General features: G+C 71.6%; 13 protein-coding genes. 5 read left to right on the top strand and 8 right to left on the bottom strand.

From position 1 onward, the window contains the following. Positions 1-6: 6 nt before the first annotated feature. Positions 7-573 carry a TetR/AcrR family transcriptional regulator gene (locus tag OG242_RS08130; protein WP_405897498.1) on the bottom strand — a complete coding sequence of 189 codons (567 nt, stop codon included), beginning with the start codon at positions 571-573 and terminating at the stop codon, positions 7-9. A 94-nt stretch (positions 574-667) separates the two neighbouring features. Between OG242_RS08130 and OG242_RS08125 the strand changes: the two genes are divergently transcribed. Continuing rightward, positions 668-1,132, top strand: coding sequence for a nuclear transport factor 2 family protein (locus OG242_RS08125; RefSeq protein ID WP_405897497.1), 465 nt, complete (start codon positions 668-670; stop codon positions 1,130-1,132). 64 nt (positions 1,133-1,196) lie between these two features. Here OG242_RS08125 and OG242_RS08120 read toward each other — a convergent pair whose 3' ends face one another. Beyond that, a complete protein-coding gene (locus OG242_RS08120; RefSeq protein WP_405897496.1) occupies positions 1,197-2,891 on the bottom strand; it encodes a glycosyl hydrolase family 18 protein in 1,695 nt (564 codons plus the stop codon). A 394-nt stretch (positions 2,892-3,285) separates the two neighbouring features. On the opposite strand from OG242_RS08120, the gene OG242_RS08115 reads away from it, so the two are divergent. Beyond that, positions 3,286-4,038, top strand: coding sequence for a lytic polysaccharide monooxygenase (locus OG242_RS08115; protein WP_405897495.1), 753 nt, complete (start codon positions 3,286-3,288; stop codon positions 4,036-4,038). Positions 4,039-4,171: 133 nt separating this feature from the next. Here the strand turns inward: OG242_RS08115 and OG242_RS08110 are convergent, their stop codons facing one another. Then, positions 4,172-4,699, bottom strand: coding sequence for an NUDIX domain-containing protein (locus OG242_RS08110; protein WP_405897494.1), 528 nt, complete (start codon positions 4,697-4,699; stop codon positions 4,172-4,174). Positions 4,700-4,971: 272 nt separating this feature from the next. Between OG242_RS08110 and OG242_RS08105 the strand changes: the two genes are divergently transcribed. After that, a complete protein-coding gene (locus tag OG242_RS08105; protein ID WP_405901548.1) occupies positions 4,972-6,645 on the top strand; it encodes a cytochrome bc complex cytochrome b subunit in 1,674 nt (557 codons plus the stop codon). On the opposite strand, the gene OG242_RS08100 is transcribed toward OG242_RS08105, so the two are convergent. The 3 genes from OG242_RS08100 to OG242_RS08090 all read right to left on the bottom strand — a co-directional run bounded on the left by OG242_RS08100 (position 6,606) and on the right by OG242_RS08090 (position 9,238). Further along, complete coding sequence (locus OG242_RS08100; protein ID WP_405897493.1) at positions 6,606-6,995, bottom strand: cytochrome c oxidase subunit 4; 390 nt, start codon at positions 6,993-6,995, stop codon at positions 6,606-6,608. The genes OG242_RS08105 and OG242_RS08100 overlap by 40 nt on opposite strands. After that, positions 6,992-8,713 carry a cytochrome c oxidase subunit I gene (ctaD, locus tag OG242_RS08095; RefSeq protein ID WP_405897492.1) on the bottom strand — a complete coding sequence of 574 codons (1,722 nt, stop codon included), beginning with the start codon at positions 8,711-8,713 and terminating at the stop codon, positions 6,992-6,994. The genes OG242_RS08100 and ctaD overlap by 4 nt, the downstream gene beginning before the upstream one ends. A gap of 150 nt (positions 8,714-8,863) precedes the next feature. Continuing rightward, positions 8,864-9,238, bottom strand: a complete 375-nt coding sequence (locus OG242_RS08090; protein WP_405897491.1) for a VOC family protein — start codon at positions 9,236-9,238, stop codon at positions 8,864-8,866. Positions 9,239-9,392: 154 nt separating this feature from the next. On the opposite strand from OG242_RS08090, the gene OG242_RS08085 reads away from it, so the two are divergent. After that, positions 9,393-10,265 (top strand): ScbA/BarX family gamma-butyrolactone biosynthesis protein, encoded by an 873-nt coding sequence (locus OG242_RS08085; RefSeq protein WP_405897490.1) that lies wholly within the window; start codon positions 9,393-9,395, stop codon positions 10,263-10,265. An 18-nt stretch (positions 10,266-10,283) separates the two neighbouring features. On the opposite strand, the gene OG242_RS08080 is transcribed toward OG242_RS08085, so the two are convergent. Then, entirely contained in the window at positions 10,284-11,162 is an 879-nt protein-coding gene (locus OG242_RS08080; RefSeq protein WP_405897489.1) for a PhzF family phenazine biosynthesis protein, read from the bottom strand. Positions 11,163-11,214: 52 nt separating this feature from the next. Next, positions 11,215-11,994 carry an SDR family oxidoreductase gene (locus OG242_RS08075; RefSeq protein ID WP_405897488.1) on the bottom strand — a complete coding sequence of 260 codons (780 nt, stop codon included), beginning with the start codon at positions 11,992-11,994 and terminating at the stop codon, positions 11,215-11,217. Positions 11,995-12,256: 262 nt separating this feature from the next. Between OG242_RS08075 and OG242_RS08070 the strand changes: the two genes are divergently transcribed. Next, positions 12,257-13,885, top strand: coding sequence for an alkaline phosphatase D family protein (locus OG242_RS08070; protein ID WP_405897487.1), 1,629 nt, complete (start codon positions 12,257-12,259; stop codon positions 13,883-13,885). Positions 13,886-13,887: the final 2 nt, after the last annotated feature.

Here is a 13,887-nt window from a genome sequence, read left to right as displayed (position 1 = left end):
CGGGGCTCAGCCGGCCGCGAGGAGCGTCGCCGCGGCCGCCCGGGCATGCCCGGCCGACTCCGGCTCGCCGGTGATGCCCGCCGTCACGATCGCTCCCTCGACCAGCAGGAAGACCGGCTCGGCCACGGGCGCGCCGGTCGCGTCGACCCATGCGGCGATCTGGGCGCGGAAGGCCCTCTTGTGCTCCCGGACCTCGGCGAGCACCGCCTCGGAGGTCGCGCCGAGTTCGCCGTGCGCGTTGATCCAGGCGCAGCCGCGGAAGTCCGGGCGGGCGAACCACCGGGCCAGCCAGTCGAAGACCGCGAGCACCCGTTCCCCGGCGTCCGGGACCCGCTCCACGTACGCGGCGAGGTCCCCCCGCCACCGCTGGTCACGCCGTCGGAGCACGGCCACGACGAGGTCCTCCTTCGTGGCGAAGCGCTGGTAGATCCGCTTCAGGGACAGGCCCGATGCCGCCCGTACCGCGTCCATGCCGACCACCTGGATGCCCCGTGCGTAGAACAGGCCCTCGGCCGCGTCGAGCAGCGCGTCGCGGTCCCGTTCCCGCTGCTCCACCGGGATCGGTGCCGGCATCGCGCCTCCTTGACGTCGAAAACGATCGTTCTCTACCGTAGACATCCTAGCGCTGGAGAACGCTCGTTCTCCAGTTGTCGTCAGTGGAGGCGCCATGCCGGCCGAAGACCGTCCGCCCGTACCACCGTTCACCCGTGAGACGGCCCTGCGAAAGGTCCAGGCCGCCGAGGACGCCTGGAACACCCGTGACCCCCACCGGGTGGCACTGGCCTATACGGCGGACTCGGTCTGGCGGAACCGGGACACATTCGTCCGCGGGCGCGAGGAGATCGTCGCCTTCCTGACGGGCAAGTGGCAGCGCGAGCGGGAGTACGCCCTGCGCAAGAGCCTCTGGTCGTTCGGCGACGACCGGATCGCCGTCCGCTTCCAGTACGAGTGGCACGACGCGGGCGGCCAGTGGTGGCGCAGCTACGGCAACGAGCTGTGGGAGTTCGACGGGCACGGCCTCATGCGGCGCCGCGAGGCAAGCATCAACGACCTCGCCATCTCCGAGGCCGAACGCCGCATCCGCGGCCCCCGGTCCGACGAGCAGCGCGGGGCCGGCTTCCCGCTCCGGTGACAGCCGGTGCGCGCGAGCCCCCGCCGGTGCGCACACCGGCGGGGGCCCTCAGCGGGTCAGGGCGTCAGCAGGCGCCCTGGTCCTTCCAGACGCCCCAGTCGCCGGTGCTGCCCGGGGCCTCGTTCTGGGTCCACCACTGGGCCTTGTACTTGCGGCCGTTGCGGGAGACCTCGTTGCCCGCGTTGTAGACCGTGCCGGCCACGTACGCCGGGACCGAGCCGCAGTCCCCGGCGGGCGGGTCCGTGGGGTCGGTGGTGGGCGGGGTGGTCGGGTCGGTCGGGTCGGTGGTCGGCGGGGTCGTGGGGCCGGTGGTGGTGCCGCCGATCGCGGTGTTGATCTGCTTCAGCAGGGTCGCGTTCTCGTCCAGGCCGAGCAGCGAGTACATCATCGCCCCGGCGAGGCCGCGCTGCTTGGCGTAGTCCGCCCTGGCCTGGATGGACTTCTGGTCCAGGCCCGTGAAGAACTCGCCGTCCTTGTAGAAGTAGGACGCCTTCGCCTGGTCGTCCCAGTAGGTGGTCGCCGGGTTGTCGACGATGCCGCCGAGCTCCTTGTAGTGCGCGATGCCCGCCTGCTGGCTCAGCGGGCGGGGGGAGGAGCCGCCGGTCGCGGACTGGGCCAGGCCGTGGGTGGAGCCCTCCGGGACGCCCTTCCAGCCGCGGTAGTAGAACTCGTAGCCCAGGGTCAGCTTGTTCGCGGGGAAGCCGCCGGCGATGCCGTAGGCCGGCTTGCCGTCGATCCAGGAGTCGACCGCGTTGTCGATCGAGTACTTCTCGGTGCCGGGCGCGACCGGGTCGGACGGGTCGTTGCTGCCGGAGTAGAGCGGGGACTGGTGGTACGTCGGCCCGTCGCCGTCCCAGGCGCCGTGCATGTCGTACGTCATCAGGTTCGCGTAGTCGAGGTACTGGCCGATCTTGTCGGTCTCGATGTTCGCGATCTTGTCCTGGCCGGCCCCGAAGGCGGCGGTCAGCAGGTACTTCTTGCCGCCGTTGGCAGCGCCGTACGCGTCGAGCTGCTTGCGGAACTCCGCCAGCAGGAGGGTGAAGTTCTGCTTGTCCTCGGGGGCGTAGTGGTTGCCCAGGTGGCCGCCCGCGGAGGCGGGGTACTCCCAGTCGATGTCGATGCCGTCGAAGATCCCGGCCGCCGAGCCGGGGCCGCCGTAGCCGCCCTCGACGGGGAGGTTGCCCTTGATGTACTGGTCGATGCAGGACGAGACGAGCTTCTTGCGGCTCGCGTCCGTCTTCGCCGCGTCGCTGAAGTACTTGGAGTACGACCAGCCGCCCAGCGAGATGTTGATCTTCAGATGGGGGTACTTCGCCTTCAGCTCCTTGAACTGGTTGAAGACGCCCACGATCGGCTGGTCCCACTTGTCGGCCACGCCGTCGACGCTGTCCGCCGCGCTGAAGGACTTCTGGTAGTCGGCGTACGAATCGCCCGCGCCGTCACCCGCGTTGGGGTTGTTGTCGTCGCCCGCCGCCTTGTTGGCCTCGAAGCAGGTGAGGTCGGTGGGGTGGATGTTGCCGAACGAGTAGTTGATGACGTCCAGCTGGCCGGCGATGCCCCGGGTGTCGAGCTGCTTCGGGTAGAAGGCGTTGCCGTAGACGCTCCACTGGTCGTAGTACGCGATGCGCACGTCGCCCGAGGAAGCGGAGGCCGGTGCGTCGGCCGCCTGTGCGGAGCCGATGCCGACGGTCGCGGCGAGGCCGCCGGTGGCGAGGGCCGTGCTCAACAGCGCGGCGATCAGAGTCTTACGGGGGTGCACGTGCGGCCTCCAGCGGGGGAGCGGGTGGTGCTGTGGATGGGCTGGAGCAGTGATAACCGGCCCGTGACCTGCGCGTCAACGATTCCAACGAGATTAGGACTAGACCAATTTGGCGGTTCGTGGGGCACGCGGAGGGTGCGTCGGTGCCGGGCGGCCGACGGGCGCCATCGGTGACCAGGGGCTTAAGGATCACTTAAAAGTGGGGGCGCGAGTGGTTCGGTGGCGAACCACTCGATCCTGAAAAGTGGAGGCGTGAACCGACGCGGTCCATCCCCTTGACCGGGCCTTCTCCGTCGCTAAGGTCTAGACCTGCACCGGCCAGGTCTGGACCAGGGGTGCCCATGTGCCGCAGGCGAGCGCCCGGCCTCCGTACGAGCAAAGGAAGTGATGTGGCATGAACACCAAGCGACGGATGGCCGTTTCCATCGGAGCGCTGGTCGCCCCCGTGCTCGCCCTCGGCGTGCAGGCCGGCACCGCGAGCGCCCACGGCTGGGTGACCGCCCCCACGAGCCGGCAGGCCCAGTGCGCCGCGGGTGTCGTCGACTGCGGCCAGATCAAGTACGAGCCGCAGAGCGTCGAGGGGCCGAAGGGCCTGAAGAGCTGCAGCGGCGGCAACGCGGCGTACGCCGAGCTGGACGACGACAACAAGGGCTGGCAGGTCACCCCGGTCGGCAAGACGTACACCTTCACCTGGCACCACACCGCCCGTCACGCCACGGACAACTGGCAGTACTTCATCGGCGACCAGGAGATCGCCGAGTTCGCCGGCAACCACGCCCAGCCGCCCGCCGACGTGAGCCAGGAGGTCGACTTCGGCAGCTTCACCGGGCGGCAGAAGGTGCTCGCCGTCTGGAACGTCGCCGACACCGCCAACGCCTTCTACGCCTGCATCGACGTCAACATCGGCTCCACCGGTGAGAGCGGCGGCGGCGACGACGGCGGCAACCCCGGCGGCGGGGACGGCGACGGCGGCGACCCGGGCGACTGCGCCGTGCCGCTGTGGAGCACCGAAGCCGTCTACACCGGCGGCGACACCGTCTCGTACGACGGGCACACCTGGCGCGCCAAGTGGTGGGTGAAGGGCGACAAGCCCGGCACCACCGGCGAGTGGGGCGTCTGGGAGGACCTCGGAGTGTGCGCGGCCTGACCACGCGCGCAGGCCTGCGGCCCGGTGGGGGAGCGACCCCGCCGGGCCGCCGTGGCCTGCCGTGCGGCTCCTCGGAACACCGGGCCCGGCTCGGCCCTCCCCCGACGTCAGGCTCGATGAGGCGCCCCGCCGCTCAGCCGTCCCCCCACCCCCACGCGTCGAAGTAGGCTGCCGTCCCCGTCAGGCGCGCAGTCAGCACCGCCTCCAGGCGGGCGAAGTCCTGCGAGGGCATCAGGGGACGCCACTCCTCCAGGGGCAGGGTCCGGACCGCGTCGTGCTCGTCCGGGTCCAGGACGATGGACCGGATCCGCTCGTCCGTGAGCCGGCCGCCGTCGAACACGCACCCCGAAGTGGTGTACGGCCAGTCGGCGCCGGGAGGACCGAAGACCGAGGCCAGCAGGCGCGGAGGCCCCGGCACCTCGATGCCCGTCTCCTCCCGGCACTCCCGCCGCGCCGTCTCCCAGGGCCGCTCGCCGTGGTCCATCGTCCCGCCGGGGAACTGCCACGGATGGGTCCGCGAGTACGTGGCCCGCAACTGCACCGGGCGGTCGTCCTCGTCGGTGAAGAACACACAGGCGAAGCCGGTCGACTTGGGCACCGAACGGACGTACTCCTCCGTCGGCAGCAGTATCCGCCCGGACGGCTGCGGTGGCTGGGGCATGGGGACGCCTTTCGTCGCGGTGCGGTCAGAGGGTCCTGGCCGTCGTCGCCCGGGCCTGCCCGCCGGGGTCGCGGCCGGGGCACCCGGTCCAACGATCCGAAACGCCGGGAGTCGCGCGTGAGGTACGCCTCCGCGTCGGCCGAGCGGCGCAAGAGCGCGGCACCTTTCCGCCGAACCCGGCCCGTACGCCGTGAGAGCCGGGAATCCGGGGGTACCCCTTTCGTCGAGCGCGCAACAAGCGGAACAACCGGCCGACGGAGAGGCGACTCGTGCTGCCGAAGAGCGAGAGGCACATCAAGGACCGGGCCCGGCGCGCGAGCGGCAGGGCGGCGGACGCCGTGGACGCCCGGCTCCCGCTCGCCGGGGCCGCTCGCGCGATGCTGCGGAAGGCCTTCCCGGACCACTGGTCCTTCCTCCTCGGCGAACTGGCGCTCTACAGCTTCATCGTGCTCCTGCTCACCGGGGTCTACCTGACGCTGTTCTTCCAGCCGTCGATGACCGAGTCGGTCTACCTCGGCTCGTACACCCCACTGCGGGGCCTCCGCACATCGGAGGCGTACGCCAGCACCCTCCGCATCAGCTTCGACGTACGCGGCGGCCTGCTGATCCGGCAGATCCACCACTGGGCGGCGCTCCTCTTCGTCGCCTCGATCGGTGTGCACATGCTGCGCGTCTTCTTCACCGGCGCGTTCCGCAGGCCGCGCGAGGTCAACTGGACGGTGGGGGTGACGATGTTCCTCCTCGCCCTCCTGGAGGGCTTCGCCGGCTACTCGCTCCCCGACGACCTGCTGTCCGGTACGGGGCTGCGCACCGCGCAGGGCATCATGCTGTCGATCCCGGTCGTCGGCACCTATGTGAGCTTTTTCGTCTTCGGCGGTGAGTATCCGGGCGAGGACATCGTCTCGCGGCTCTACCCCGTCCACATCCTGCTGGTCCCCGGACTGCTCCTCGCCCTGATCAGCCTGCACCTGCTGCTCGTCGTGCATCTGAAGCACACCCAGTGGGCGGGCCCGGGGCGCACCGGCCGCAACGTGGTCGGCAAGCCGCTCTTCCCGCAGTACGCGGCCAAGTCGGCCGGCCTCTTCTTCATCGTGTTCGGCGTGCTCGCCCTCCTGGGGGCCGTGGCGCAGATCAACCCCATCTGGGACTACGGCCCCTACCGCACCGACCAGGTCTCCACCGGCTCCCAGCCCGACTGGTACGTCGGCTTCCTGGAGGGCGCCCTGCGGCTGATGCCCGGGGTCGAGACCCGGCTGTGGGGCCACACCCTGATGTGGAACCCGCTGGTCCCCGGGGTGCTGCTGCCCGGCGCGCTGTTCCTCGTGCTGTACGCGTACCCCTTCTTCGAGCGCTGGATCACCGGGGGCTCCGGCGAACGCCACCTCTGCGACCGCCCCCGCGACCGGCCGGTCCGCACGGGGCTCGGCGTCGCCGCCCTGACGGCCTACGCGGTGCTCCTGCTCGCCGGGGCACAGGACGTCATCGCCTACGTCTTCGACGTACCCGTGCACGGGTTGACCTGGGCGTTCCGCATCGCCCTGTTCGTCCTGCCCCCGGCGGCGTTCGTGGTGACCGACCGGCTCTGCCTGGCCCTCCAGGCGCGGGACCGGGAGCTGCTGGAGGACGGCGAGGAGACCGGCGGCGTACGGCAGTCCCTGGAGGGCGGCTACCACCCGGAGCACGCGCCGCTGCCCGAGGAGAAGCGGTACGTCCTGCTGGCCCGGGAGCTGCCCCGCCCGCTCGCCCTGCCCGCACCCAGGCGCGCCCCCGCCCGCGTCCGGCTCGCCCGGCGGCTGCGGTCACGGCTCAGCCACTGGTACTACCGCGATCAGGTGCGCCCCGGGCTGACGGCGGAACAGGAGCGGGAGGCCGAGGAGCTGCTGGCCGGGCCGCGGCGGCCGGGGGATCAGCGCGCCGGGTCGGGGTTCTGGAAGACGAAGCCGTAGACACCCGGGATCAGCACACCGACCCCGATGAGGAACAGCCACAGCCCCTGGACCGTGCCCAGGCCCAGCAGCGCCGTACCGGCCGCGCTGATGGCCGGGTAGTAGCTGCGCGCCGGGAAGTAGCCCCGCCGGCCGCTCACCTCGTGGACGCGCGCGTCCTTGCGGTCCTCGGGGCGCGGAGCCGTCCGGTGGGCCTGCCGCCACAGGAAGGCGGAGATCAGCGCCGCCATCAGCCCGGACACGGCGAGCGCCGCGATGCCCGCCGGGTCGGGCGCGAAGGCCGCGTACACCCCACAGGTCACCGCGAAGAACAGGGCCACCCCGCTGAACAGCCACGCCTCGCCCTTCATCGGTCCGCCTTTCCGTCGCCGCCGAGAGCGGGGTGGGGATGGGGGCGTGGGGTGACCGCCTCCGGATGGTGCAGGTCGAAGGCGGGCGACTCGGAGCGGATGCGGGGCAGCGCGTGGAAGTTGTGCCGGGGCGGCGGGCAGCCGGTCGCCCACTCCAGTGAACGGCCCCAGCCCCACGGGTCGTCACAGGTGACACGCTCGCCGTACCGCCAGGTCTTCCAGACGTTGTACAGGAACGGCAGTGTCGACAGGCCCAGCAGGAACGCCCCGATGGTGGACAGGGTGTTGAGCGTGGTGAACCCGTCGGTGGCCAGGTAGTCCGCGTACCGGCGGGGCATACCCTGCTCGCCCAGCCAGTGGTGGACGAGGAAGGTGAGCTGGAAGCCCACGAAGAGCGCCCAGAAGTGGATCTTCCCCAGCCGTTCGTCGAGCATCCGGCCGGTGAACTTGGGCCACCAGAAGTAGAACCCGGCGAAGGTCGCGAAGACGATCGTCCCGAACAGCACGTAGTGCAGGTGCGCCACGATGAAGTACGAGTCCGTCAGATGGAAGTCCATCGGCGGCGACGCGATGAGCACCCCGGTCAGCCCGCCGAGCAGGAACGTGACCAGGAAGCCCAGGGACCACAGCATCGGCGTCTCGAACGACAGCGAGCCGTGCCACATCGTGCCGATCCAGTTGAAGAACTTCACGCCCGTCGGCACCGCGATCAGGAACGACATCAGCGAGAAGAACGGCAGCAGCACCCCGCCCGTCGCGAACATGTGGTGCGCCCAGACGGTCGCCGAGAGCCCGGTGATGGCGATGGTGGCCCCGACCAGACCCACGTATCCGAAGGCCGGTTTGCGGCTGAAGACCGGCAGGATCTCCGTGACCACCCCGAAGAACGGCAGCGCCACGATGTACACCTCGGGATGGCCGAAGAACCAGAACAGGTGCTGCCACAGCAGCGCACCGCCGTTGGCCGCGTCGAAGACGTGCGCGCCGAACTTCCGGTCCGCCTCCAGGGCGAGCAGCGCGGCCGTCAGCACCGGGAACGCGAGCAGTGCCAGGATCGACGTGAACAGCACGTTCCACGTGAAGATCGGCATCCGGAAGAGCGTCATCCCCGGGGCCCGCAGGCAGATGATCGTGGTGATGAAGTTGACCGAGCCGAGGATCGTGCTCAGCCCGGCGACCACGAGCCCCATCACCCACAGGTCTCCGCCCGCCCCCGGCGAGAACACCGGACCGTTCAGCGGCGCGTAGGCGAACCAGCCGAAGGCGGCGGCCCCATTGGCGGTCAGGAAGCCCGAGACGACCATCAGCCCGCCGAAGAGGTACACCCAGTACGTGTACGCGTTCAGCCGGGGGAAGGCCACGTCCGGCGCCCCGATCTGGAGGGGCATGATCGCGTTGGCGAATCCGGTGAACGTCGGGGTGGCGAACAGCAGCATCATGATCGTGCCGTGCACGGTGAACAGCTGGTTGTACTGCTCGTTGGAGACGATCTGCATGCCGGGACGGGCCAGTTCGGCGCGCATGAGCATGGCCAGCAGACCGGCGAACAGGAAGAACGCGAACGAGGTCACCAGATACATGTTGCCGATGACCTTGTGGTCGGTCGTCGACAGCAGTCTCAGCACTCTCGCGCCCCCGCCGGTCCGCCGCTCGGTCCCGGCCCGCTGCTCCCGGTCCCCGATCGCTGCCGTATCCGGTTGTTCGTCCAGCGACGCCATACACCCTCCCGATCGGACCCGGCCCGCAGACGGCACGGCGGCCACCGGCCATCATGGGCCCGACCCCCGGCCGGACCCGTCACCAGCGGCGTGTACCCGGGTGAGGGTTACCCGAACGGGGGAGGGCGGGCGGAGTCGTACGGCGTCGGCTCAGCGGTGCGTCAGTACGTTGACCACCTTGCCGTTCGGGTCGCGGACGAAGAAGCGGCGCACGCCCCACTCCTCGTCGTGCGGGCCGTACACGATCTCCGCGCCCTCGCGCACCAGCGCGGCGTGCACCGCGTCCACGTCCGCCACCTCGACGCTCAGGTCCGGGTCGACCGGGCCGGTCTCGTCCCGCGTCATGAAGCTGACCTGAGCGCCCGGCTGGGTGGGCGAGGCGAGGGTCATGATCCAGCCATGGTTCATGACCTCTTCGAAGCCGAGCATGCCGTAGAACGCGGCGTTGTCACGCAGCGCGGACGCGCCCGATCCGGCGTCGCCCCCGCCGACCGGGATGTTCGGGACCACACGGTGAACGGACATAGGTCACTCCTGTCGCGACGATGACGGTCGGTTGCCCGAGTCAGCCTAGGGGCGGACCCGAGGGGGTGGCTGGAAACTGCGGGCGGGGCCGGGGCAGACTGACCTGATCACTACCGGGGCGGGGGCCACCCGGCCCCTTCGCATCGGAGTCCCCATGATCCAGCTTTCCTCGCATGTCACCGGGGAACACTTCCGGCGGCTGGTCCACCGCGCGGACCCGCAGGACGTGTTCCCCACCGGGGTGACCCGGCTGAGCGACACCCGGTTCCACGTGCCCGCCCACTGGCCGCGCGCCCACCGCTTCTTCGCCCCCGTCGGCGGCCGCCACCAGGACCCGCTGCTGATCGCCGAAACGATGCGGCAGGCGGCCATGCTGGTCTGTCACGCCGAGCTCGGGGTGCCGCTCGGGGACGCGTTCGTGATGTGGGAGCTGAACTACACCACCGCCGCCGAGCACCTCCTGCTCGGGGACGAGCCCTGGGACGTCGAGGTGGAGGTGTCCTGCTCCGACATCCGCCGCCGCGGCAGCAGCCTCGGCTCGATGCGCGTCGACTTCGTCCTGCGCCGCAACGGCGGGACCCTCGCCACCTGCGGCTCACGGATCAGCTGCACCTCGGCCGCCGCCTACCAGCGGCTGCGCGGCCACCGGGCCGGCGCCGCCCCCGGAGCCCTCCCGCCGGCCCTCGCACCGCGCACGGCCGGCCGGGCCTCCGAGCGGGACGTCGTCCTCGCGCCCGCCGCGCGCCCCGGACGGTGGCCGCTGCGGCTCGACACCGGGCACCCGACGCTGTTCGGCCGCCCCAACGACCACGTGCCGGGCATCCTGCTGCTGGAGGCGGCACGGCAGGCCGCCACCGCGACCGTGCCCGGCTTCCTGCCGGTGTCGCTGCGGTCCGACTTCCTCCGGTACGTGGAGCTGGACAGCCCCTGCTGGATCGAGGCGACTACCGTCCCGGCCGGCGGGGTGCTGGTGCGGGCGGTGCAGGACGGCGGCACCGTCTTCACCTGTGCGTTCGGCCCGTCCTGACCCGCGCCGGCCCCGGGCTCAGGCCGGTTCCGGCAGCCGGGTGCCCGTCCCGCTCACCCGCACCCGCGCGTCGCCCGCCCGCAGTGTCACGGTGAGCGTGCCGGGGCGGCCCATGTCCTCGCCCTGGTGCAGTGTCAGCACGGCGGCCTCCGGCACGAGGGCCAGGGCGCGCAGGTACGCCCCGAAGGCGGCCGCCGCCGCGCCCGTCGCCGGGTCCTCGACCACGCCGCCGACCGGGAACGGGTCGCGGACGTGGAACACCGTGCCGGAGGCCCGCCACACGAGCTGCACGGTGGTCAGGTCCAGCCGGTGCATCAGCGCTTCGAGGCGCGCGAAGTCGTAGTCCAGCGCGGCCAGTCGCTCCCGGGTGCCCGCCGCCAGCACGAGGTGGCGGGCACCGGCGTACGCGATCCTGGGCGCCAGGGCCGGATCGAGGTCGGCGGCCGGCCAGTCCAGGGCCGCCAGCGCCTCCGCCAGGTCCGCCGGTGCGACGTCCTCGACGCTCGGCTCCACGCTGGTCAGCGTCGCCCGCAGCTCGCCGTCCTCGCGGACCACGGTGACCGGCACCGGACCGGCCGGGGTGGCGAACTCCAGCTCGCCCGGACCGTCCCGCTCGGCGAGCGCCAGGGCCGTGGCGACGGTGGCGTGGCCGCAGAACGACACCTCCGCCTTCGGGCTGAAGTAGCGGATCGTGTAGCCGCGCGCCCCGGGCTCCGCCGCCTCGGTCCGCCCGGTCAGGAACGCCGACTCGCTGTACCCCAGCTCCGCCGCCACGGCGAGCATGGCCGCGTCGTCGAACCCGGAGGCGTCGAGCACGATCCCGGCGGGGTTGCCGCCCTCGGGACCGGCGGAGAAGGCGGTGTAACGCAGGACGTCCGTTGCGGGCATCTCACTCATGTGGTGCTCAACCACCGTGCCCCCGAGGGAATTCCCGGCCCCGCCGGGCACGTCAGCCCCGTCCCACGTACGGCATCGCCGTGGCCATCACCGTCGCGAACTGGACGTTCGCCTCCAGCGGCAGCTCCGCCATGTGCAGCACCGTCCGGGCCACGTCGTCGGCCGCCATCACCGGCTCCACGGCCAGTTCGCCGTTGGCCTGGAGGGTCCCCTTCTGCATCCGCTCCGTCATGTCCGTCGCCGCGTTGCCGATGTCGATCTGGCCGCAGGCGATGCGGTACGGACGCCCGTCCAGCGACAGGGACTTCGTCAGGCCGGTGATCGCGTGCTTCGTCGCGGTGTACGCGACCGAGTGCGGGCGCGGCGTGTGCGCGGAGATGGAGCCGTTGTTGATGATCCGTCCGCCCTGCGGGCCCTGCTCCTTCATCTGCCGGTACGCCGCCTGCGCGCACAGGAACGCCCCCGTGAGGTTCACGTCGACGACCCCGCGCCAGTCCTCGTACGCCAGCTCCTCGACGGGCCCGCCCGGACCGAAGGTCCCCGCGTTGTTGAAGAGCAGGTCCAGGCGCCCGAAGCACTCCCGTACGGAGGAGAACAGCGCGTCCACGTCCTGCGGGCGCGTCACGTCGGCCGGGACGGTGATCAGCCGGGCCTCGGGGCCGGCCAGCGCGGCGGTCTCGGCGAGCGGACCGGGGCGCCGGCCCGCGAGCGCCACCGACCAGCCCGCCCCGGCCAGCGCGAGCGCCACCGCACGGCCGATCCCGGAGCCGGCACCCGTGACGACGGCCGTCCTCGCCGGGGAGCCCGACTCGTTCAACAGATTGCTGTTCATGCGGCCGCAGCGTACGCGCACCGGCGGCGCAGCCCGCGCCCCCGCCCCGTGGGGGTGATTCCCCGCGCCCGACCGGCGATTCCAGCGCCCCCGCGGCCCCCGTCGATGATCATGGTTTTGCCGCGAACGCGGAGTTTGCCCCCGGGGGCACCATCCTGGCGCACTTCTCATCCGGGCGACGCCCGCGCGACGCGAACACGACAGCCTCCGGATGCGCCGGGCCGCTGGACTTCCCCCACACCACCAGTCAGGGGAGGGACAGATGACGCACTCATCGCCACAGCAGGAGCTGCGCGAAGCCGCCCGGCACACCGACCGACGCCGCTTCCTCACGGTCACCGGCGCCGCCGCCGCGCTCGCCTTCTCGGTCGGGCTGCCCGCGGCCGGGACCGCCAGTGCGCGCGAGGTGCAGGGCCGGCAGATCGGCGAGGACCCGTTCACGCTCGGGGTCGCGTCCGGCGACCCGCTGCCCGGGTCCGTGCTGCTGTGGACGCGGCTCGCGCCCCGCCCGTTCGAACCCGACAGCGGCCTGCCCGACGCCCGCGTCGAGGTCCGCTGGGAGCTGGCCCACGACGAGCGCTTCCACCGGGTCGTCCGGCGCGGCACCACGTACGCCCACCCGGAGTTCCACCACAGCGTGCACGTCGAGGTGCAGGGCCTCGCCCCGGACCGCGTCCTCTACTACCGCTTCCGCACCGGCCAGTGGACCAGCCCCGTCGGCCGTACCCGTACCGCACCCGCGCCCGGCGCCCGCAAGCGGGAACTGTCCCTGGCCGCCGTCTCCTGCCAGGCGTACCACGACGGCTACTTCACCGCGTACAAGCACCTCGCCCAGGAGGAAGTGGACGTCGTCTTCCACCTCGGCGACTACCTCTACGAGTACGCCGTCACCGCGACCGGCGGCGCCCGCAACTACACCGACCGCACCCTGCCCGCCCTGTTCAACCGGGAGACGACGACGCTGGAGGACTACCGGCTGCGGTACGCCCTCTACAAGTCCGACCCGGACCTGCGCGCCGCCCACGCCGCGCACCCCTTCGTCGTCACCTGGGACGACCACGAGACCGAGAACAACTACGCGGGCGACACCCCCGAGAACAGCGTGCCGCCCGAGGAGTTCCTGATCCGCCGGGCCGCCGCGTACCGCGCGTACTGGGAGAACCAGCCGCTGCGCGCGCCCCAGCGGCCGACCGGCCCCGACATGAGGCTCTACCGCCGCCTCAACTTCGGCCGGCTCGCCCAGTTCGACGTGCTCGACACCCGCCAGTACCGCAGTGACCAGGCGTACGGCGACGGCTGGCAGACCCCCGGGCCCGAGTCCGAGGACCCGAGGCGCACGCTGACCGGCGCCACCCAGGAGCGCTGGCTCATCGACGGCTGGCGCCACTCGCACGCCACCTGGAACGTCGTGCCCCAGCAGGTCACCTTCGCCCAGCGGCGCGACGTGCCCACCGACGCGTTCAAGCTGTCCATGGACTCCTGGGACGGCTACCCGGCCTCCCGCGACCGCATCCTGAAGGGCGCCGAGCGCGCCGGTGTGGACAACCTCATGGTCCTCACCGGCGATGTGCACGTCAGCTACGGCTTCGACATCAAGCGGGACTTCGACGACCCGGCGTCGCGCACCGTCGGCACCGAGATCGTCGCCACGTCCATCACCAGCGGCAAGAACGGCTCCGAGAAGCCGTCCAACTACAACAACCTCACGCAGGCCAACCCGCACCTGAAGTTCTACAACGGCCGCCGCGGCTACGCTGTCGTCACCCTCCAGGAGCGCCGGGCGCGCGCCGACTTCCGTACGGTCTCCGCCGTCACGACGCCGGGCGCGCCCGTCACCACCGCCGGCTCCTACGTCACCGAGGCCGGCGACCCGGGCCTGAAGCCGGCCTAGGG

It is taken from the genome of Streptomyces sp. NBC_00727, assembly GCF_045161745.1.
Taxonomy (GTDB): domain Bacteria; phylum Actinomycetota; class Actinomycetes; order Streptomycetales; family Streptomycetaceae; genus Streptomyces.
The sequence above is the reverse complement of the archived record's forward strand: the minus strand, read 5'-3'. Positions and strand labels throughout refer to the sequence as shown.

What these genes read in the sequence shown, in the direction of transcription:
- OG242_RS08110 (WP_405897494.1), bottom strand. Translation starts at nt 4,699, where the DNA reads ATGCCCCAGCCACCGCAGCCGTCCGGGCGGATACTGCTGCCGACGGAG.
- OG242_RS08125 (WP_405897497.1), top strand. Translation starts at nt 668, where the DNA reads ATGCCGGCCGAAGACCGTCCGCCCGTACCACCGTTCACCCGTGAGACG.
- OG242_RS08070 (WP_405897487.1), top strand. Translation starts at nt 12,257, where the DNA reads ATGACGCACTCATCGCCACAGCAGGAGCTGCGCGAAGCCGCCCGGCAC.
- OG242_RS08080 (WP_405897489.1), bottom strand. Translation starts at nt 11,162, where the DNA reads ATGAGTGAGATGCCCGCAACGGACGTCCTGCGTTACACCGCCTTCTCC.
- OG242_RS08085 (WP_405897490.1), top strand. Translation starts at nt 9,393, where the DNA reads ATGATCCAGCTTTCCTCGCATGTCACCGGGGAACACTTCCGGCGGCTG.
- OG242_RS08090 (WP_405897491.1), bottom strand. Translation starts at nt 9,238, where the DNA reads ATGTCCGTTCACCGTGTGGTCCCGAACATCCCGGTCGGCGGGGGCGAC.
- OG242_RS08130 (WP_405897498.1), bottom strand. Translation starts at nt 573, where the DNA reads ATGCCGGCACCGATCCCGGTGGAGCAGCGGGAACGGGACCGCGACGCG.
- ctaD (WP_405897492.1), bottom strand. Translation starts at nt 8,713, where the DNA reads ATGGCGTCGCTGGACGAACAACCGGATACGGCAGCGATCGGGGACCGG.
- OG242_RS08075 (WP_405897488.1), bottom strand. Translation starts at nt 11,994, where the DNA reads ATGAACAGCAATCTGTTGAACGAGTCGGGCTCCCCGGCGAGGACGGCC.
- OG242_RS08100 (WP_405897493.1), bottom strand. Translation starts at nt 6,995, where the DNA reads ATGAAGGGCGAGGCGTGGCTGTTCAGCGGGGTGGCCCTGTTCTTCGCG.
- OG242_RS08115 (WP_405897495.1), top strand. Translation starts at nt 3,286, where the DNA reads ATGAACACCAAGCGACGGATGGCCGTTTCCATCGGAGCGCTGGTCGCC.